Here is an 18,938-nt window from a genome sequence, read left to right as displayed (position 1 = left end):
GCGCGGGTGCGCGGGAACTTTCGCGTGTCGCCTCGCTTCCATGCGTAGGCATGATGCGCCGTACCGTGGACGTCATGACGATCCCTGCAGCGCCTGATCTGGATAGGCATGTCACTCTGCCCGCACTGCTTTTTCGCTGCCTGCTGGTCTCGGCCTGCGCCGGCTGGGCCTTCGGCGCTGTCACCGTGGCCTTGAACATGGCCTCGTGGGGGCCCCTGACCGGGGTGGCTGCGGTCGTTGGTGGTGCGGCCGGATGGGCGGGCGCAGGGTGGGGTTGGGCGTATGTGATCGGGCGTCGCTACGGCCGGTGGCCGGTCAGTGCCGCGGCGGCGGCAGTGTTTCTCTTGGCGGCGTCGATGGCCTACTACAGCGTGGAAGCGGCCTGGAGCCTGGTGCGCCTGCGCACCATGGAACCTCCGGCCTACCCCGTGCCAGGAGGCGATCTTGGCTACCTGGACGCGTCCTGGGTCGAGCTCATGGCTGGGGCCACGGGGGAGCTGGTGCTGTGGGGTACGGTCTCGGTGCTGGCTGGGGTGGCGCTGGGAGTCGTGACCTCAGCAGCCCGCCGGTCGGGAGTCATGGGACTGCTTTCCCGTCTCACCCTTCCCGTCGGGGTGCTGCTGTGGTCTGGTGTGCTACTGCATTTCGAACTGGGGATCCAGCCGCGGCCGGCGGTGGTCACCGCCCACGTCCTGGCGGGGCTGATGGCCCTGGGCGCCGCGGTGGTTCTGCTGCAACGTAAGCGGACGGCCGTTCAGCACCGACGGACCATGTTCGAGGGCTGATCATGAAAGCACCCTGCACGGCCCGTTCAATCCGGATCGTGGCCGAGCAGTCGCTTTATATATGGCCCGGTTAGCGGCGGACCGTGCTGTGGTGGGGGTTCCTGGCGTGGGCAACGTGCGGTGGTGCCGTCCTGGGGCCTTCCCGGGGACAGCCAGTAGGGCCGGGGTTCTGGGTGGTTGTGTCAGGCGAAGGTGGTCACAGGTCCTTGACCATGGCCAGACGTGGCCAGCGGTCCAGTCCGTGTGCTGCTTCTGCGGCGCGCACGGCTGTGAGCTGGTCACCGAGTTCCTCCGGTGCCAGCTCGCGCCATCCCTGGCGGGCGTAGAAGGGGCCGTTCCAGGGGACGTGTCGGTAGGTGGTCAACGTCATCCGGTGTGCGCCCGAGGCGGTGGCCCAGCGCTGGGCCTGCTCCAGCAGGGCGCGTCCGTGACCGCGGCGGCCGTGGGCGGGGTCCACGCTGAGCTGCTCCACATGCGGGGCGCCATCGACACTGTGGAGGCGCAGGTAGCCCACCGGGTGATCTTCCTCGTCGGTGGACACCCAGATCCGGCCGTAGCGGCGCTCCTGCTCCAGCTCGGGCAGACCCGGTGGGGGATCCGCGGCCACGGCGTCCATGCCGAGCTCCAGGAACAGCAAACCGGCTCGCACCTCGATGCCTTGGAGAAGGGCCAGCTCGTGGCGTCCCGGACGTCGAATCATGAGTCCATGATGACGTGCCGTGACCCCTATCAGCTGCACGCCTGTTCCACGCATCACGCCTGCAGGCATTGCGGCAGGGGTTGATGTCCGGGCAGCGTCCGAGGCCATGACGTCACTGGGGGCGGTTGAGCACGTCGCCGTCCCGGGTGAGGTCGGCGTCGGTGCGCAGGGGCAGCACCTCCAGACCTGGGGTCCGCACGAGCTCGCGCACCAGTGCCGTGGTGCCGGCCACGAGGGTGGAGTCGAAGTCGATCTCGGTGGCCAGTACCCAGGCGTGGTCGTCGGGCCACAGGATGCTGGGGGAGGGCGCCCACACGGGTTCTCCGACCCAGGGGGCACGGGCCGGCCAGGTGGGGTCGGCGAAGTCGTCGGCCCCGGCCTCGAACAGGACGTAGTGCCGCCCGGTGTCCCCGTGCAGTGCGAACCGCGGCCCGGCGGCGATCTGCGGGGCCAGCACCCCGGTGCCGGGTGTGGGGTCGCGGTGGGCACCCCGGGGACGGGCCGTCAGTGCCGCCTGCGCTCCGGTGATCCCCACACGGAGGGCAGCGGCCAGTCGCTGGCGCAGCGAGGGGGCGGTGACGTGCCCCGTGTCCTCAGTGGTGTCGGGGCCCGGGCGGGCGTCGGTGGGGACGAGTACGTAGCGGGCGGCTCCGGACCCACTGACCAGTCCGCCCCAGCCTTCCCAGATCGCGGCGATCCCGGCATCCGGGATGCTGGTGTGCCGGGCGAGCACCGCCGCGGCCGCCGCCAAGGAGGTGTTGTCGAGGCGGCCCTCGGACGTGTCGCCGTAGCGCCAGCCGTCGGCGGCGATCACGCCGTCGGCCGCACCGTAGTCGACCCGGACGAGGCGGGCGTACTGGGCCTGGGCGTGCATGGTCGTGCCGAACGATGCCGCGGCCTGGGCCCAGCTGGCCCGCTGCGTCTCGAGCGCGGCCTCGATGTCACCGACACCGGCGAAGTAGGTGGCCTCCTCGAGGCCCTGCCAGCTCTTCGTCGCCCGGGGCCGGTCACGGGCGACCGGGTGGAACAGCCGGGCGTAGGCCTGGAAACCGCGCGGCACCACCGACAGGACGCTGCCCCACGGCTCGGCTTCCATCGGGCGCAGCCACTGACCCCGCTCAAGGTCGGGCACCCACGCAAATCGTTCCGACATGCCGTCATTGTCCACCCGCGGCCCACCCCGGGCCCTCTGCGCCAATGTTCCCGATACCGGCGCTTTCTCCAGGCCGTGCACCTCACCTGCCGCGAGGGCGGGCCCCGTTCAGCTCAGGGGTTGATGGTGGCCGTCGGCGCTTTCGTGCATGTAGCGCAGGGCGGCCGGGTCCGGCCACCGGTCGATGAGTTCTTCGACGACGTCGATCGCGTCCTCGTCCTCGAAGTGGTCCTCGTCGGCGAAATCGATGGACAGATGGGAGAGCTTCCCCTCGGCGATCTGCAGGCTGATCAGCAGGGGCGTGCCGTCCGCGGCGCGGTACCGGGCCTGGACCGGGTACCCCTGGTGGTGGGGCACCACCCGCACCACCTCCTCGGGCACCAGGAACTCCACCGTGTGACGGAACCCCTCCGCGCCGTCGTCGAAGTAGGACTCCTGGGCCAGGGCCAGCTGCCCCAGCAACACCGGGGCGTCGGCATTGTCGGCGGCCTCCAGCATTCCCTGGACCACCGCACGGACCTGCGGGGTGAGCGCACGGGTGCGCACCAAATCTTCGGGCGCCTCTAACGCCTGCGCCTCGGCGCGGGCGGCGGCACGGTCACCGGCGTAGCCGGCCAGGACACCGGCCGCCGAGAGCCCGGCCAGCCACCGCCGCGGATGACGCACCCCCGCACTCTGCATACGGCCCACGATCCGGGCGTCCAGGGACTCGGACACCTCGGACAGCGCCAGCGTCGCGGCCCCGGCGGCCACCCCGGCCACCACATTGGCCGGCACCATCGTGGTCCGGTGCCGATCGGTCGTCACCGTCGCCCACCACGCGGTGGTTCCCGCCACTCCGGCCCAGTAGGCCCGGCGACGGGCCGGGCTCAGCCGGGACGGGTCGATCAGGCTCCACGCCCCGAAGGCGGCGGCCGAGGTGGTGCCGAATACCGGGGACAGTGGATCAGTGAACCAGGGCGGGGCGAAATACTTCATGGCGTCCTTTCGGGTCGACGGCATCACTGGGCACATGGCGAGCCCTAATATCAGTAAGGAATACGCCTGCCTGCCCGTCTGTCGCGGCGACTGCACGCGTTTCACGAAAGAGGCGAACATGTCACCTGTGAAACCATGGCCGGTGCCCGACCGTGTGCCCGGGGAAGACCGACTTTACGGGGTGGGCTCTACGTAGACCTGGTCCCCGCCGCGACCTTTGGCATCAATTGCCGGAAGGTTCTCACGAAGTACCAGTGGAGTCGCCTCAGCCGAGGGCTCAAGGCCCGCGTCGACTTCACCTGCGAGTTCTGCGGCATGCCTGAAGTGCCTGACCGAAACATCTACCACGTCACGCACGAACGGTTTTCCTATGACGAGAAGACCGGCATCCAACGGCTGGCCCGCTTCATCTGCTCCTGCCGGCGGTGCGATGAGTTCACCCATTTCGGCCACGCCCTGGTCTTCGGAGGGGTGCCCGAACTGATCCTGGGCCACGCTTTGGTCGTCAGAATGCTGAACCCCGACGACACCACCACCATGGAGGGCCTCGAAGCGGAAGCCGTGGCGGCCTTCGAGGTCCGGAAACGACGCCAATCCATCAACTGGACCGTTGACCTGTCGATCCTCGCCGGTACCGGTGTGCCGGTCAGAGCAGAAGACCTGATCCTCGCCGCCCCGATCGAGTCAGGCTCCGTGGCGACTCAGTGACCATAGAAAACTGAGCAGTGATTGAGACTTTCTCACCGGGTTAGTCGTTTGAGGGTGGTGAGCGCCAGCGCTGCGGAAACGGGAAGTCGATGACATGAGCTCAGCGATGTGGGCCACGCTGTCGCCCCTCGACGACCTCATCACTGGACGCCTACCTGCGGGGTTGGGCCTGCACTTCCAGCTTGAGCATCTCTTCCGGGAACGCGCTCAGCGTCATGGCCAGCTGCTGGTCGAGGTAGGTCAGCAGCAGGCGCCGGTAGACGATGCCTTCCGGGCTCACCCCGGCCCCCCCGGCATGACGCCGGGTGGGCTCGACAGCAGCGATGACAGCGTCCAGGCGTGCGAGGTCGTCGGCGGTCCACGGGCTCTGGTACACCCGCAGACGCTCTCCATACAGGGGCGATAGGGCTCGCAGGGCCGCTGGGACATCGGTGGCCGAGACCACGATCTCCTCCAGCCCACCCGGGGCCACCCGGCGGACTCGCCACAGCATGACACCGGTCTCGAACAGGGGGCTCTCGACGGCTCGGGTGGCTTCGTCCACCGGGTGCATCGGCGGGGGCTGCGACTCCACCGGCACTTGCAGGGGTGATTCCGCCAGGGTGATGTCGGTCACGGTGTCCACGTGCAGCTTCCCGTCGGACCACATCCCGGTGGCCAGCACCCGGTGGCCGATTCGGTCGATCAGTTCTTCGTCCCGACCAGGCCCCCGAGGGAACAAGACGACGACGGGCGCAGACGCAGGCAGAAGAAGATCGACGGGCCACGGCTCCTGGTGCCACCACACCAGCCCGAGGCCTTCCTGCTGCACGCGCACCAGGCGCCCGGTAGCCACCGCCTCCTGCCCGTCGGCCAGGACCAGAGGATCGAACCGTGCGTCCTTCGATTGACTGTCCACCGCTGGTTCCTCCACGTTCCTAGGAGCGCTTGACCTCCAGCATCATCCCAAATCGTGTCGGACGGACATTGACCGTGGACCGCAAACGGCACTGGTAGTCCACGATGTCGGTGTAGACCCCGGCCAGGTAGGCCCCGCGCCGCATGCAGGCGCTGTAGCTGGAGTAGATGGTGTCGTCCCAAGGGATCCAGATCAGGTCGTGGTCCAGAGGAGCGTACTCACCACCCTGGAACGCGGCGGATCCGGCGGTGGCCGCGGGCGCTGATGCGGCCGGGGCGAGGGAGGAAAGACTCATGACGGCGGCGAAACCAGCCGCGGCTATTCCTCGAGCGACCTTGTGACGCATGACATTCTCCTCGAACTCGGAGGTCGCCCCGCCGACTCGGTGAAGCGTGCCGCAACAGTAGGGCGTTCGCAAACTCAAATCCATGACTTTCGTCTAGATCCACAACGATGTCTTCCTACCGGCTTCCACGCTCACGACCTGTTGGTGCGAGAGAGGCAGCGTCGATGTCCCTGCTTCGTGAGGATGGGAGGCAGACGTGGCATGGCGCGGCCCATCGTCGCTCCAGCAATGCGTTGACGCGTCCCGAGGGCGCGCACGCCGCGAACCAGCGCATGGATGTTAGCGGATTGCCTCGGCGGGATCGATTCGTGCTGCTCTGATGGCGGTAAGGAACGCGGACAGCGCGCCGCTGAGGATGCCGACGGGTGGTGCTAGCGCTAACGCGGTTCAGAGCACTACCGCTGTCCGTCCCTGGGCCGCGGAGAATCCCACTGATGCGGCTAGACCGATCGACAGACCTGCGAGGGAGCCCGCAAGGCCGACAATGATGCCTTCCTAGATGAAGACAGTCGCGACCCCAGACCGGCTTAGAAACGGTTTCAATAGTTATGGGTGAGGCATTGAGCGGTGCCTGCCTGACTGGTGATCATGGCTGCCATGACGAGTCAGAAGGCCTCCGGGCGGCTGGTCAGCGACCAGTTGTGGGAGTTGCTGGAACCCTTGGTCCCACCGCCCCCGCCGGCGAAGAACGGGCGCACTGGGCGACCGCGCGTGGATGACCGAGCGGCCCTCAACGGCATCCTGTTCGTGGCCGAGAACGGCAACGCCAAAGAAGAAGCTGCCCGTGGAGCTGGGCTTCGGCTCCGGGATCACCTGCTGGCGCCGGCTACGGGCCTGGCAGGAGGCCGGGGTGTGGGAGAAGCTGCACCACGCCGTGCTCGAGCAGCTCGGGCACGATGGGGCGCTGGACTGGTCGAGAGCTTGCCTGGACTCGGTGAGCGTCCGGGCGAAAGGGGGGGCGAGCTGACGGGGCCCAACCCCACGGATCGCGGCAAACTCGGCACGAAGTACCACCTGCTGGTGACAGCTGACGGACTGCCGCTGGCGGTGGCGTTTCCCCGGAGCCAACCGCCACGACTCCAGGCTGGTCGAGCCGATCCTGGACAGTTGAGCCCGGTCAAGGGTCGAGGCCGCGGCCGTCCACGGCGCCGGCCGGTCAAGCTGCACGCGGACAAGGCCTACGACAACAAAAGGGTGCGCCGCTACCTTTGCCGGCGCGGGATCACCGCCCGCATCGCCCGCATCGGCGTGGACTCCAGTGAACGCCTCGGCCGGCACCGCTGGGTCGTGGAACGCACCATGTCCTGGCTGCTGGCCTTCCGACGCCTGGCCGTGCGTTACGACCGCAGCGCCACCACGATCACCGCGGTGGCCACTTTGGCGATCACCATCATCTGCGCCCGGCGACTGCCCCGGAAGAACTACTGAAACCACTTCTGAATGCGCCCGTACCGCTCCAGGTACGTCAAGAATCCGCGCGCGCTGGGTGTGCGCTTCTTGCAAACGGTAAGGTGGCTTGGCATACGACGAGCGTAGGTGGGGAGATGGCAGCGTATGCGCAATGAGCTGAAGGCCCTCCGGGCGGCCCGGAAGATCTCCCAAGGACAGTTGGCCATCGCCGTGGGTGTCTCTCGACAGACGATTTATGCGCTGGAGAACGATCGGAGCGAGCCGTCGCTGGCGGTGGCTCTTGCCTTGGCCCGGTACTTCACCCGCCCGGTCGAAAGCGTTTTCCATGAAGACACCGGTGATTCACCCATCGGGGCGTCCTCCGGCCGGCGCGTCTGACGCCCCGGTACCGCCGGAGCCCGATCATCGCCACCGGCCCGGCATCTGGTTCGTAGCCCGGGCGTCCGGCAGGAGGTGGCGGTCTGTCGTCTGCCGGCAGCGGAAACTATCTTCCATGACGGTGCCCTTGACACCGGTTGGGTGGGCGACCCCTCCATGCTGTGCCAATTGTTGCGAGTGCCGTCGGGGTCGCTGTGATACCGATACGCGTTGCTGTCGGTGGGTCATCGCGGGGTGATGTAGGCCATCAGTCGGGTGCCGCGCTCGATGGGCTTCCAGTCGCTGACTCGACGGTAACCGGCCCCACGGATGACACTGTCGGCTTCCCGCAGATCCCATCGGCCTACCGATGAGGTTCCATCAGCGGTGTCTGAGGTGGTCTCGTCGAGGTGGGGGCCGGCGGTGGCGCCGAGAAAGGTGGGTTTGCTGTACTCGATCCAGGCCACCGGGTGAGCCGTGCCGCTGGGGATGCCGGTGGTGCGGAGCTCCGGGTCCTCCAGGAACTCCACCCCCATCACGGGCATCGCTGGAGTGGGGTATTCGGCGGTGGAGGCCAGGTTCGCGGTGAACGTTGGTTGCATGTCGGGAATCCTGTTCTTTTGTGGCAAAGTCCGGCCGCTGGATACCCCGGAGTTTTTCCGTGTCGGCGCGGGCGCCTGACCGGTGCTATCTGGCGCGTCGGGCCCGCACCGGCTGTAGGGGCAGTGGGCGTGGCGCCGGTTGCCCCTACGGCCGGGGGCGCCGACCGGTCAGGGAGTCTCGACGGTGGCCGGGTCCGGGCCGAGTCGTTGGCCGCGGTCGAGCCCGGTGATGACATCGACGTCCTGGGCGTCGAGCCGCACGTCCAGGGCCGCGAAGTTCTCGCGGATCCGCTCGGGGGTGACGGTCTTGGGGAAGACCACGTTGCCGATCGCCAGGTGCCAGCCGATGACGATCTGGGCTGGGGTGGCCTCGTAGCGGTCGGCGATGCGGTTCAGCACGGTGTCCTGCAGTAGGTCCCCGCCCTGGCCCAGGGGGGACCACGCTTCGGTGAGGATGCCGTGGGAGGCGTGGAAGTCCCGCAGGACGGCCTGGTTGAAGTAGGGGTGCAGCTCCACCTGGTTGACCACCGGGACCACGCCGGTCTCGTCGATGATCTCCTGCAGCTCCTCCTGCGGGAAGTTGGAGACGCCGATCGAGCGGGCCTTGCCGCTGTCGCGGATCTCCTGGAAGGCCTTCCAGGTCTCCAGGTACTTCCCGCGCTTGGGCGTGGGCCAGTGGATGAGGTACAGGTCCACGTACTCCAGGCCGAGGCGCTGAAGGGAGGCGTCGATCGCCTCGAGGGCGGAGTCGTAGCCCTGGTCCTCGTTCCACAGCTTGGTGGTCACGAAGATCTCCTCGCGCGGGATGCCGCTGTTGGCGATGGCCCGGCCCACACCCTCCTCGTTGCCGTAGATCATGGCGGTGTCGATGTGCCGGTACCCGGCCGCCAGGGCCTGGCCCACCACGTCCTCGGCGATGTCGGCGTCGACCTGCCAGACACCGTAGCCCAGCTGCGGGATGGTGTGGCCGTCGTGCAGGTCCAAGGTGGGGGTGTGGGGCATGGACTGTGCCTTTCGTCGGGCGGGGATCGCGGGAGCCGCTGCCGCTATCACCGTCGAGATCAGGGTGGCGGACCCACCCTCACTATAGTAAGCTAGCTTACTATAGTGAGGGCCTGCAGGGTAGAGCTTCGAATGGGCCGGTCTGGTGCGGGTTCGAATGTCTCCTCGAGGGTGGGGTGCATCGACGGGATCGAGTCGGTCGCGCGCTTCGCGGCGGGACGATTGGGCCGGAAGAGCAGTGGCCTTCCGGGAAGACGACAAGGAGGAGTTGCATATGCGCGTTCCGCGGATTCTCGCTCTGGTGCTGGCCGGCGGAAAGGGCTCCCGGCTGGGTGTCCTGACGGAGAAGAAGGTGAAGCCGGCCCTGCCCGTGGCCGGCACCTACCGGCTGGTCGACGTCGCGCTGTCCAATCTGGTGCACTCCCACATCTCCGACGTGTGGGTGGTGCAGCAGTACCTGCCGCACAGCCTCAACGTGCACCTGGCCAACGGGCGGCCCTGGGATCTGGATCGCAGCCACGGCGGGTTGCAGGTGCTGCCGCCGTACGAGGGCGCGGAGGGGGAGGGCTTCGCCGAGGGCAACGCGGACTCCATCTACCGGCAGAAGGACCTCATCCGGGACTTCGATCCCGATCTCGTGCTGGTGCTCAGCGCGGATCATCTCTACACGATCAACTTCCTCGATGTCGTGGACACCCATCTGGCCCACGGCGCGGACCTGACCATGGTCACCACCGAAGTCGCCGAGGAATCTTCGCGCTATGGGGTGGTGCAGACCGACGGCGAGGGGCGGGTGACCGGCTTCGACTACAAGCCCGAGCAGCCGGCGGGCCGGCTCGTCGCGGGGGAGATGTTCCTCTACGACGCCCAGCAGCTGCTGGCGGCCCTGGAGGAGCTGCACGAGCAGCAGGGGCAGCTCGAGGACTACGGCCACGACCTCGTGCCCTGGTTCGTGGCCCACCGCACCGTGGTGGAGCACCGCCTTCAGGGGTACTGGATGGACCTGGGCACCATCCAGTCCTACTGGACCGCGCACCTGCAGGTGCTCGACGGCGAGGGGGTCACCCTCGACGACCCGGACTGGCCGATCCTCTCGGCCCAGCCGCAGCTGGTGCCCGCCCGGATCGAGGGTAGCGCCGACGTGCGCCGGTCCATGGTCGCGGCGGGCTCGACGGTGCGCGGCGCCGTGGAGCATTCCGTGCTGGGTCCCGGCGTGGTGGTCGAAGACGGCGCCACGGTCCGCCACTCGGTGCTGCTGGACGGGGTGCGGGTGGGCCCGGGGGTGAGCCTGGTCAATGTCGTGGCCGATGTGGGGGCGCAGATCACCGGTGGCAGCCGCCGCGGCTCGGCGGCGGGGGTGACGCTGATCGGTGCGGACGGGGCGGTGGCCACCACCGAGGACTTCGACCGCTCCGCGCAGCTGCCCGCCGGGCACTGAAAAGCCCCCGGTCATGTCGCCTTCGCCTCCGGTCCGGCGGGACCGGCCCCGGGCCTATGTGGCCGGCCCGGCGGCCGCGAAAACAGGGTGGGGGCGGGCCCGGGAGTGGGCCGCCACCCAGACCGGTCGTCTCGGCTGGGCCTCGATCGGGATCCTGCTGCCGGAACCGGTGGCCCCGGAGCAGTCCCGGCCCCTGCGGCTGGCGAGCATCCGAGGAGCCACGGTGGGCTTTGCCGGGGACCCCGGGGGGCTGCATCGATGGGTGGGTGCCCTGATCGTGGACCGCCCTACCGTGGCGAGCCTGATGGCGGCCGAGGCGATCCCCACCGCCACTTCCATTGTGGTGGTGGACCCGGACATCGAGGTGCTCACCCCCTGGGTGGACGCCTTCGACCCTACACCGCTGGGGGTAACGGTGCTGAGCCCGGCCGAGGTGGTGCTGCCCGTGCCCGAGGTGCGCCGGGTGATGGTCTACTTCACCCACCGCCTCCAGCGCCGGGCGGCCCCCTCGCCGCGGCTGTGGCAGATGCTGCTGCGACGCCTGGAGCACCTGTATCATCACGGCGGGCACTTCAGTGCCGAGTCGCTGCTCGCCCTCACCTGGCAACTGCAGTGGCCTCCTGACGCCGTCGGGCAGCTCCACCGGTGGGCTACCGCCCATCTGCCTTCCGATGGCCCACGACCCTGAGCGCGGGCACCGAGCACTTCCGTGTACCCCGCCGGTGGGAGCCGGCCCGGGCGCCACCTGTGGCACCGGTACGCCCCCGATCGGCCCGGCGCATCGATCGGGCAAGCCACCTGCTCGCCGACTTCTGCGTCCCCCGCGTATGGGACGGCGTGACAACTGAGCAGGACCGACTGAGGGTGATCTCGCCGCGGTCACCTGGTGACGACGGGAAACAGGCCGGCGGGGGGCTCCGAGACGGAACATCCCACCGCTAGACAGTATACTTAGCAAGGTGCTTGAGGCCACGCATGCGCCATAGAACGGCGCAAGAGGAACAGTGAAAAGGAGTAGTGTCGGTGGATCCCTGGGGTGCCTTTGCCAATCCGCGGGCGTATACGGCTGCCCCCATGGCGGCGGGGGTGGGGGTGTTCCACGCCGCGAGCTGGGTTTTCAGTCACAGTGCCGAGCTGACCTGGGCGTCGCTGGCCATCGTGGTCCCGCAGGCATCCCAGCTGCCGGTGATCGAGCAGCTGGGGCGGCTCAAGTCCCGGGGAGTGCGGATGGGCACCATCGCCCAGGCCGAGAGGGCCCGCCGTTTCGACCGGGTGCTGATCGCCTACACGCCCGACGCCGCCACCTTGGAGCGCGCCGAGGCCCTGGTCGCGGCTCGGGTGGTGGTGGCCGTCGGTGGTGATTCCCATCCGCTGCGCGCCTGGGTGAGAGAGCATCACCCGGTGCACCTGGGTGGGGCCGACCTGCTGGGCGTCTCCCCCCTGCACCGACTGGGCACCGGGCCCGTGGCGGCCGCCTAGCACGGTCGCCCCGACCACCCACGGGTGGGCCTGCACGCAGCCCCCCCTCGGACTGCCGGGCGTGTTGGGTGGTACGCCCCGGTCCGACCATCTCAAGTGCCCTGTCGTCGGGGCGTTTTCCCCGGGGTGGGTGTGCGGACCGGACCGAAGATCACCTGGTGGGACGTCCGTTGGAGACCCGGCTGCGAGGGAAAAATTGTGACTGCTGCCGTGAGATGGAGGACAACGTGGTGTTGATGATCGCAGTGGTGATGCTGGTTCTGGCTGCCGTGCTGTTGATGGTGATTGTCGGCCACGAGGCCCGCACCGGCGATGCCCCGGCCGGTGCGGGGGCGACCCTGATCACCGCGGCGGTCGCGGTGGCGGTGATCGTGCTGGGCACCACCGGGGTGGGGCTGATCGGACTCACCTGGGTGCTCTCGGTAGCGGGCCAGGGGTAAGAGCTGATTGCCGGTTTGCTCCACCACAGGGTGGTCTCCTGGATCTGAGCGGTATCGGTGTGGATGAGCGAGGGACCGGGGGAGCTGCCTGGGCGCAGGTACACCTGCCGGACCCCGCGGGCGGGCCCGGCGGTGGGGTAGCGGTAGTCCGGGGCGAGGCCGACGTCGCGACGCACCCGGCGGACTCCTCGGACCACCCGTGGATGGGCTGCAGTGCTGCGATAGCATCGCAGCACGTTGAACCACGGTTCAGCGGTCCGGGTCCGCCCTTTCCTTCCATTTCGGGGCAGGTCTCACCAGGGGCGGACCATGACGACGCCGGCCCATCTCCGCGGAGTTGGGTTGGCGTCGTCATGACGGGGACCGCCCTGCCGTCCCCGAGGAGGGAACGGCCGGCGAAGCTTCAGGGTGAATCGGTCTCCCCGTCGGAGCCGTAACGAGGCTCAGCGGACGAGGCGGGAGGTGAACTCGATGCGCAGCTCGGCCATCCGGTCCAAGGTGATCGGGTGCGCCCCGTCCAAGGAAAGGTGCTCGTGGTCCAGCTGCCGGCAGATGCGGCTGTGCAGGATCTGCAGGTGCTCCACGGGCAGGTCCAGCAGTTCCTCGGGGAACGAATCGTCCGGGCCCAACCGGAGAACCCGCTCGAGCGGGGTCACCACCGGCAGGGCAGCGCGGCCGCCTCCGGCGAACCCGTTCACGCGGGCACCGCGGACGAAACCGTCCGGTGGATGAATCCTGCCATGCTGCGTCGCGGATGGCCGATGAGCGCAGCAGACGGGTTTGAGGCAGGCAACGTCAGGAAGCACGGAGGCATAGGGAGAATCTTTCGCTGAGCATGATCATGGATCGGTCAGCTACTCGACCAAGTAGAAGGGTAACCACCGCTCACCGGACCCGCCAAACTCTGTCTCTGCCCGCTCTCCCGACCGGGGAAGGGAGCTCAGTCGGGGCGTTGCTGCGCCCACGGGGCGTTGGGGGTGTTGAAGTGGGTGGTGGGTGCTTCCCCGGTGATGGACTTGACCAGCTCGACCGCCAGGTCCCGGACCTTCACCCCGCGCCGGGCCGCGGCGGCGGCCAGCAGCTCAAAGGCCTCGGCCTGGGTGCAGTGCTGCTGGGCGATGAGGATGCCCACCGCCACGTCGATGGCGGTGCGCGAGCTCATCGCCGCCACCAGGTCGGTCTCGGTGTCCTGGTGCCTGGCCAGCCGCAGGGCCAGCCGCAGCGCGGTGGAGGCGGCCACGACCTCCTGGGTGATCGCAGCGATCGCCTCCTCGTTGAAAGCGTCGACGGTGCCGGCGTAGACGTTCAGTGCGGCCTTGTCCGGGCCGGGCAGATCGAACGGGGCGGCCACGATCGAGCGCACCCCCTGAGCCGCAGCCGCCTGCCCGTAGTCCGGCCACGGACCGGCCGCCAGGTCCGGGACGTGCACGAGCAGCTGCTGACGGGCCGCCGTCAGACACGGCCCGTCACCGTAGTCGTACTGGATCTCGTCCAGCACCTCGGCCCGGGCGTTGGAGCTGGCCACCGTGCCCACCCTCCCGTCGCGCAGCAAGGTCACCGCGCACCACACCGAGGTGCCCTCCGAGCTCAAATGGGCGGCCATCACCTGGGCGAACTCCTCCAGAAACTCCCGCAGATCCGCGCTGGCGGCCAGCACCTGGTGCAGGGCCGCGCTGGTGGGCACGGACGGAAAGGAAGGAATCGCCCGGTGGGCCACCGAGGAAGGATCGATCATCGACAACACCCTTTCATCAGGCACCAGCTCCGGCGCCACAGCACAGAAATATTGCAGGAGGAGGCAGGTACGGCCACGGTCCCGACGCTCCGCCGGGCGGTCGGGTCCCGGACGGAGCCGGGAGACTCACCGGGGCGCCTGCGGAAATGCGCACCGCCGCAGCCGGACGCCGGGCTCGCCCAGGTCGATCAGCAGCCGCGTCCCAGTACCGTGCTCCCGGATCCACACCACCCCCAGGGCCGGGGCGGACTCCTCCACGACACCGCGATGACGGATCAGCCCGCCGACCGAGACCTCCACCGCATCCCCGACCCGCCACCGTACCTGCCTCCGCCGGGGCGAAGTAGTGCGGCCGGTAGCCGCCTCCGGCGTCTGTTCCAGCCCCGCCGCGGGCGCCGGTGGCCTCACCGTCTCAGCAGACTCGGCGGCCGCGGTCAAGGACGACGGTACGGGGGCAGACATGGCAGCAACATCCTTGGGTAAGCAGACGAAACGAAGCAGGCAGGGTACCAGCAGTACTTGGTGCGATCAGCGATTCAGCGCCACCGACTGCACCGCGCCGACCGGCCGCAGAATCCTTCCCGGCGCGGGGTCCTCGGGGGAGGGCGCCTTCGTGCGGTCACGCAGAACCCACGAAGACGTTCACCACACCGGTGAGCATCGGCATGGCCCCCCCCGGGGCGCTGTCAGCACCGCTCACTGCAGCACAATCACCCCTGCCGCCGACCAGACAAGTCCACGGCTAGGCCCATCCTAAACAATAGGAAGCATACTTGTCACTATGGTGGCGAAAAGCGATCGACGCACCAGTGCCGGCGGTGCAGTCGCCCGTCGGACGCACCCCCGCCGTGGACCTTGGGCAGATGGTGCTGATTCCGACGCGGTGGCTTGGAAATAGCTTCCATAGTTCGAGCGCGGCGCAAGGAGGCCTCCGAGCCGATGGCGAACATGGTCGCCCTGGCGAGGCAGAAGGTACCCCAGGAACTGGTCGGCGATCAGGCGTAGGAAGTTGCTGGAACCATTGATTCCGGGCCCTGCATCGGCGACAACCGGGCGGACCGGCAGGTCCTGGGCCGGCGACCGGGTGCTATTGGAGGAGATTCCATTCGTGGACGCCGAAGTCAACGCCACAGAAGAAACGCCCCACTGGGCCGCGTGGCCGATTCGGCATCACGTGCCAGCGCTGGGTGCGGGCCCGGCAAGAGGCCGGAGTGTGGAGCAAGGACCACCGCGCCGTCCTCGACCCGCCCGGTCCTGACCAGGCGCTCGGCTGGCCGAGGGGTCTCGGGGCTCGGTCCGCGTCCGGGGCGATGTGAGAGGGGTGGGGACTCAGCGGCGGCCGCGGCCCCGGCCGCCGGAGCGGCGTCGACGGGGCGAGGAGGGCTGGTGCCTGCGCCCAGTATGGCGGGTCCGACCACCCGACTCCGGATCGAGCAGGTGCTCGGCTCCGGCCAGCAGCGTGGCGGCCGCCAGGAGCACCCCGCCGTCGTTGCCGAGCAGGAAGTCCGAATCGAGCACGAGCGTGGAGCGCCGGGCCGCCAGGTCGTTGGTGACTCCGACGGTGAACCCGGTGGCGGCCGCGGTCGCCGGGACGGTCTCGACGCGTTCCACTGCGGTGACCTCCACCTGGGGCAGCTGCTGATCGGTGAGCCGGTACTCCTCCAGCACTTGCCCACCCAGGGTCAGCAACGCGGAAATCAGGGTGTCCGGACCGACCGGCGTGTCTTGCGGCACGGCGACCGCCAGACGCGCCCGGATTACCCCGGCGGTCATGCGGATTCGCCCGACAACGGCAAAGGAGTCGACGACCGGAAGATGCTCAACGGCAGGAGAGGGCGCAGCAGCGTTCATGGGGGCTCCAGCGGGAAAGTAGTGGGGACAAAGCCAGGCTCTCACACGCCCCGCCGCGACCGTGGAGGGCGTCACCTGCGCGGCAGGCGGTGACCTGGCCCTTTGCGCCAGATGCGCTTCTTGCGCCGATGGGCGGTCCCCGCCACAATGATCATTTACGAAGCACACTGATAAAAACGTTGTGTCCCTGAGCGCCCTGGCCCTCTCCGCCCTCCTGCTGGCTGGTTGCGCCAACGGGGGCACCCCGGGCGGTGGTGAGGCGACCACCGGCGGGGCCGCCACGAGCGAGGTCACCACCGAGTCCACCGCCACCGCCGGCGAGAGCGTCGCCGCGGACGAGACCGCCTCGGCCACCCCCTCGGGCACGGCGACCGCCGGCGAGAGCGCCTCGGCGTCCCCCTCGGGGGCGGCCGGGGCCGGGGCGGTGGCCGGGGCGGTCGTAGCCGCGCAGGAGTCCGTGGCCGGCGGACAGGTCTTCGAGATCGACCGCAAGGACGCCGGCGACGGGTGGGAGGTGAAGCTGGCCGTGGAGGACCGGGAGCAGGAGGTGGAGGTCTCCGCCGACGGGCAGGAGGTCACCCCGCAGGAGAGCGATGACGAGCTCGACCAGCAGGACCGGGAGAACCTCGCCCAGGTCCAGATCCCACTGGAGGACGCCGTGCGCACCGCCCTGGAGGAGGTGGACGGCACCGTGGACGGTGCCCAGCTGGACACCGAGGACGGCACCACCGTGTGGGAGGTCGACACTGATGATGACCAGGGCACCTCCGTGGACGTGTACATCAACGTCGACAACGGCTCCGTGCTCAAGGTCGACCGCTGAGCTCACCGGACCGAACCCGGGACAACTGGCCCTGAGGGTGTTGCAGGAAATCCCCTGTGCAGGATCGATAGGTTCTGGCCGAGGCCCAGACCCCCTCGCCCCCCGGTGGGGACAGGACACTTCCTAGGATGCTGTCGGTGGGGAACGTGGCCTCCCAAAGCTCTGGTCAGCTTGCTGTCCATTGGGTAGCGTTCGCAGTGCTGCGCAGTGGAGCGGTCACGAATGACCTGTTGTCCTGTGCGGGTCGATTGAGGTCAACCGGAGGGGCGAGTCCCCCGCAGCAGGAGCTATCCGAGTTCGCCACGATCGTGGCGTCGTGAGAAGGAGAAGCGGATGCCGGCAGGACAGGGCAAGAACATCCGACGGGTCACCAGTGTCGATGTGATCCGCAGCAACGCCGGGGAGGGCCAGCCCGGGTCGTACACCTTCGAGCTGACCCTTGATGAGGGAGTGGAGGAGTACCTGCTCGTGGTGCCCGACAGCGAGGCGTCCACGGTGGCGCGGCTGATCCAGCACAGCAGCGCCATGCAACTGGACAAGAACACCGACGACTTGATCTTCGAGAACTACGGATCCTGACCCGCACACTGCGACCAAGCCCCGCCCGAGGAACTTCTCGGGCGGGGCTTGCCCATGCGGGGGGCCGCCGGAGCGCTCACCTGCTGTAGCTGATCAGCTGCGGGAGGCACGCACCTGAGATTCTGTGGTGTGGTCCCGAGTCACGGACCGGGAGCTGAGCAGGCCTGTGATCGAGGCGATGATCGCCCGGATCAGCAAACCGGCAAAGGTCCACAGGGAGACGACGGCGGCAATATCAGCGGCCTGCTCGATCTCCGGAGCGGCCTCTTCTGCGGCCTGGCTGGCTTCCTAGGCGATCTCTAGTTGTACTGACCGGGGACGTTGGTTGAGTGGTTGTGATCCGCTGATCTGATCAGTGGCGCGGGGAGAGCCTCCTGCGGTGGAGTGGAACTGCCTAGGTATCCGCTCGCGCACAGGAGGCCCTCGTGTCCCACGCTAACGCCGCGCTGACCCCGCGTCACCGCCTGCAGGTCGCCCAGCTCGTCATCGATCAGGGCGTTCCGATCGCCGAGGTCGCCGCCCGGTTCCAATGCGCCTGGCCGACCGTGAAGCGCTGGGCGGCCCGGTACGCCGCCGGGGAACCGATGACCGACCGCTCCAGCCGGCCCCGGTCCATGCCCCGGAAGACCCCGGTCGCGCTCACCCGCCGGATCGTCTCACTGCGGTTGCGCAAGCGGATCGGCCCGGTCCAGCTGGCCGCCGCGACCGGGGTCGCTCCCTCGACCGCGCACCGGGTGCTCACCCGGTGCGGGCTGCACCGGCTGACCCATGTCGACCGAGCCACCGGCGAGCCTGTGCGCCGCTACGAGCACCCCACCCCGGGGGCGCTGCTGCACGTGGACGTCAAGAAGCTCGGGAACATTCCCGACGGTGGCGGCTGGCGCTTCGTGGGCCGCGCGCAGGGCAAGAAGAACCGGGCCGCGACCGCGGGCAAGCCGAAGAACCGGTACCACCACCCGAAGATGGGGCACGCGTTCGTGCACACCGTCATCGACGACCACTCCCGGGTGGCCTACGCCGAGGTCCACGACGACGAGACCGCCGCGACCGCCACCGCCGTGCTGGCCCGGGCCGTGGCCTGGTTCGCCGCACGCGGGATCACCACCCAGCGGGTGCTCTCGGACAACGGCTCGGCCTACGTCTCGCACCGGTGGCGCGAGACCTGCGCCGAGCTGAAGATCCGGCACACCCGCACCCGGCCGCGCCGGCCACAGACCAACGGCAAGATCGAGCGGTTCCACCGCACCCTGGCCGACGGGTGGGGCTATGCCCGCTGCTACACCAGCGAGGCAGAGCGCCGACAAGCCCTGGCAGGATGGCTCCACGAGTACAACCACCACCGCCCCCACACCGCCTGCGGGAACAAACCACCCATCACCCGCTTGACCAACCTGTCCGGTCAGTACATCTAGTGCCGCCACCGGAGCGGGGACGCACGGGACAGGCGGCGGCGCTGGGGCTACGACGGCGCGAGGAGCTGCCGTCTGCTCGGCAGGTACACGCGCCCCTGACGGATCGACGGCCCCATCAGCGGGCTCCGGGATCGGACGATCGGGCGCGGCTGATGCTGTAGCTGAGGAAGGGAAAACCCGGGAAAAAGCCACAGGGACCACGTCCTCGGACCAGAACAAATCCGTGCCGTCATCCTACGCCC

23 protein-coding genes and 1 pseudogene are annotated in these 18,938 nt (G+C 68.8%); 13 read left to right on the top strand and 11 right to left on the bottom strand.

What is annotated here, in order from left to right; translation table 11 throughout:
* Positions 1 to 74: 74 nt before the first annotated feature.
* Positions 75 to 785: a hypothetical protein gene (locus tag ABL57_RS14705; RefSeq protein ID WP_203225641.1), complete on the top strand. Its 711-nt coding sequence runs from the start codon at positions 75 to 77 to the stop codon at positions 783 to 785.
* A 196-nt stretch (positions 786 to 981) separates the two neighbouring features.
* Here ABL57_RS14705 and ABL57_RS14700 read toward each other — a convergent pair whose 3' ends face one another.
* The 3 genes from ABL57_RS14700 to ABL57_RS14690 all read right to left on the bottom strand — a co-directional run bounded on the left by ABL57_RS14700 (position 982) and on the right by ABL57_RS14690 (position 3,616).
* Positions 982 to 1,485: a GNAT family N-acetyltransferase gene (locus ABL57_RS14700; protein WP_047804223.1), complete on the bottom strand. Its 504-nt coding sequence runs from the start codon at positions 1,483 to 1,485 to the stop codon at positions 982 to 984.
* Between the two features lie 112 nt (positions 1,486 to 1,597).
* Entirely contained in the window at positions 1,598 to 2,638 is a 1,041-nt protein-coding gene (locus tag ABL57_RS14695) for a hypothetical protein (protein ID WP_047804222.1), read from the bottom strand.
* Between the two features lie 108 nt (positions 2,639 to 2,746).
* Positions 2,747 to 3,616, bottom strand: a complete 870-nt coding sequence (locus tag ABL57_RS14690) for a hypothetical protein (protein WP_047804221.1) — start codon at positions 3,614 to 3,616, stop codon at positions 2,747 to 2,749.
* Between the two features lie 315 nt (positions 3,617 to 3,931).
* On the opposite strand from ABL57_RS14690, the gene ABL57_RS14685 reads away from it, so the two are divergent.
* Positions 3,932 to 4,324, top strand: a complete 393-nt coding sequence (locus ABL57_RS14685; protein ID WP_152683421.1) for a hypothetical protein — start codon at positions 3,932 to 3,934, stop codon at positions 4,322 to 4,324.
* 151 nt (positions 4,325 to 4,475) lie between these two features.
* On the opposite strand, the gene ABL57_RS14680 is transcribed toward ABL57_RS14685, so the two are convergent.
* Together ABL57_RS14680 and ABL57_RS14675 are read right to left on the bottom strand one after the other, a co-directional pair.
* Entirely contained in the window at positions 4,476 to 5,237 is a 762-nt protein-coding gene (locus ABL57_RS14680; RefSeq protein WP_152683420.1) for a hypothetical protein, read from the bottom strand.
* A gap of 4 nt (positions 5,238 to 5,241) precedes the next feature.
* A complete protein-coding gene (locus ABL57_RS14675; protein WP_152683419.1) occupies positions 5,242 to 5,517 on the bottom strand; it encodes a hypothetical protein in 276 nt (91 codons plus the stop codon).
* Positions 5,518 to 6,156: 639 nt separating this feature from the next.
* Between ABL57_RS14675 and ABL57_RS23585 the strand changes: the two are divergent.
* From ABL57_RS23585 to ABL57_RS14660, 4 genes and pseudogenes are all read left to right on the top strand, one after another.
* Positions 6,157 to 6,318 (top strand): annotated as a pseudogene (locus tag ABL57_RS23585) (transposase); the annotation flags it as partial.
* Between the two features lie 34 nt (positions 6,319 to 6,352).
* Positions 6,353 to 6,535: a hypothetical protein gene (locus ABL57_RS23580; protein WP_371212486.1), complete on the top strand. Its 183-nt coding sequence runs from the start codon at positions 6,353 to 6,355 to the stop codon at positions 6,533 to 6,535.
* A complete protein-coding gene (locus tag ABL57_RS23575) occupies positions 6,490 to 6,996 on the top strand; it encodes an IS5/IS1182 family transposase (RefSeq protein WP_047804217.1) in 507 nt (168 codons plus the stop codon). The genes ABL57_RS23580 and ABL57_RS23575 overlap by 46 nt, the downstream gene beginning before the upstream one ends.
* A 126-nt stretch (positions 6,997 to 7,122) precedes the next feature.
* Positions 7,123 to 7,356 carry a helix-turn-helix transcriptional regulator gene (locus ABL57_RS14660; RefSeq protein WP_047804216.1) on the top strand — a complete coding sequence of 78 codons (234 nt, stop codon included), beginning with the start codon at positions 7,123 to 7,125 and terminating at the stop codon, positions 7,354 to 7,356.
* A gap of 224 nt (positions 7,357 to 7,580) precedes the next feature.
* On the opposite strand, the gene ABL57_RS14655 is transcribed toward ABL57_RS14660, so the two are convergent.
* Complete coding sequence (locus ABL57_RS14655) at positions 7,581 to 7,937, bottom strand: hypothetical protein (protein ID WP_047804215.1); 357 nt, start codon at positions 7,935 to 7,937, stop codon at positions 7,581 to 7,583.
* Positions 7,938 to 8,105: 168 nt separating this feature from the next.
* Positions 8,106 to 8,939 (bottom strand): aldo/keto reductase, encoded by an 834-nt coding sequence (locus ABL57_RS14650; protein ID WP_047804214.1) that lies wholly within the window; start codon positions 8,937 to 8,939, stop codon positions 8,106 to 8,108.
* Positions 8,940 to 9,213: 274 nt separating this feature from the next.
* Between ABL57_RS14650 and ABL57_RS14645 the strand changes: the two genes are divergently transcribed.
* The 4 genes from ABL57_RS14645 (at position 9,214) to ABL57_RS14630 (ending at position 12,296) form a co-directional block, all read left to right on the top strand.
* Positions 9,214 to 10,377, top strand: a complete 1,164-nt coding sequence (locus ABL57_RS14645; RefSeq protein ID WP_047804213.1) for a glucose-1-phosphate adenylyltransferase family protein — start codon at positions 9,214 to 9,216, stop codon at positions 10,375 to 10,377.
* A 13-nt stretch (positions 10,378 to 10,390) separates the two neighbouring features.
* Complete coding sequence (locus ABL57_RS21960) at positions 10,391 to 11,065, top strand: hypothetical protein (protein WP_152683418.1); 675 nt, start codon at positions 10,391 to 10,393, stop codon at positions 11,063 to 11,065.
* A 386-nt stretch (positions 11,066 to 11,451) separates the two neighbouring features.
* Positions 11,452 to 11,856 (top strand): hypothetical protein, encoded by a 405-nt coding sequence (locus ABL57_RS14635; RefSeq protein ID WP_152683417.1) that lies wholly within the window; start codon positions 11,452 to 11,454, stop codon positions 11,854 to 11,856.
* A gap of 227 nt (positions 11,857 to 12,083) precedes the next feature.
* Positions 12,084 to 12,296, top strand: a complete 213-nt coding sequence (locus ABL57_RS14630) for a hypothetical protein (RefSeq protein ID WP_203225640.1) — start codon at positions 12,084 to 12,086, stop codon at positions 12,294 to 12,296.
* A gap of 443 nt (positions 12,297 to 12,739) precedes the next feature.
* Here ABL57_RS14630 and ABL57_RS14625 read toward each other — a convergent pair whose 3' ends face one another.
* From ABL57_RS14625 to ABL57_RS14610, 4 genes are all read right to left on the bottom strand, one after another.
* A complete protein-coding gene (locus ABL57_RS14625) occupies positions 12,740 to 12,994 on the bottom strand; it encodes a hypothetical protein (RefSeq protein WP_152683416.1) in 255 nt (84 codons plus the stop codon).
* Between the two features lie 242 nt (positions 12,995 to 13,236).
* Entirely contained in the window at positions 13,237 to 14,031 is a 795-nt protein-coding gene (locus tag ABL57_RS14620; RefSeq protein WP_082157473.1) for a GAF and ANTAR domain-containing protein, read from the bottom strand.
* Between the two features lie 126 nt (positions 14,032 to 14,157).
* Positions 14,158 to 14,331: a hypothetical protein gene (locus tag ABL57_RS21955; protein ID WP_238986073.1), complete on the bottom strand. Its 174-nt coding sequence runs from the start codon at positions 14,329 to 14,331 to the stop codon at positions 14,158 to 14,160.
* A gap of 1,029 nt (positions 14,332 to 15,360) precedes the next feature.
* Complete coding sequence (locus ABL57_RS14610; protein ID WP_152683415.1) at positions 15,361 to 15,882, bottom strand: hypothetical protein; 522 nt, start codon at positions 15,880 to 15,882, stop codon at positions 15,361 to 15,363.
* A gap of 181 nt (positions 15,883 to 16,063) precedes the next feature.
* On the opposite strand from ABL57_RS14610, the gene ABL57_RS23410 reads away from it, so the two are divergent.
* From ABL57_RS23410 to ABL57_RS14595, 3 genes are all read left to right on the top strand, one after another.
* Complete coding sequence (locus ABL57_RS23410; protein ID WP_047804207.1) at positions 16,064 to 16,705, top strand: PepSY domain-containing protein; 642 nt, start codon at positions 16,064 to 16,066, stop codon at positions 16,703 to 16,705.
* Between the two features lie 333 nt (positions 16,706 to 17,038).
* Complete coding sequence (locus ABL57_RS14600; RefSeq protein WP_047804206.1) at positions 17,039 to 17,284, top strand: hypothetical protein; 246 nt, start codon at positions 17,039 to 17,041, stop codon at positions 17,282 to 17,284.
* A gap of 425 nt (positions 17,285 to 17,709) precedes the next feature.
* Entirely contained in the window at positions 17,710 to 18,696 is a 987-nt protein-coding gene (locus ABL57_RS14595) for an IS481 family transposase (protein ID WP_047804205.1), read from the top strand.
* The last annotated feature ends 242 nt before the right edge of the window (positions 18,697 to 18,938 follow it).

The sequence above is a fragment of the Kocuria sp. SM24M-10 genome, from assembly GCF_001027955.1.
GTDB classification, from domain to species: domain Bacteria; phylum Actinomycetota; class Actinomycetes; order Actinomycetales; family Micrococcaceae; genus Kocuria; species Kocuria oceani.
This window is presented reverse-complemented; position numbering and strand designations above follow the sequence as displayed.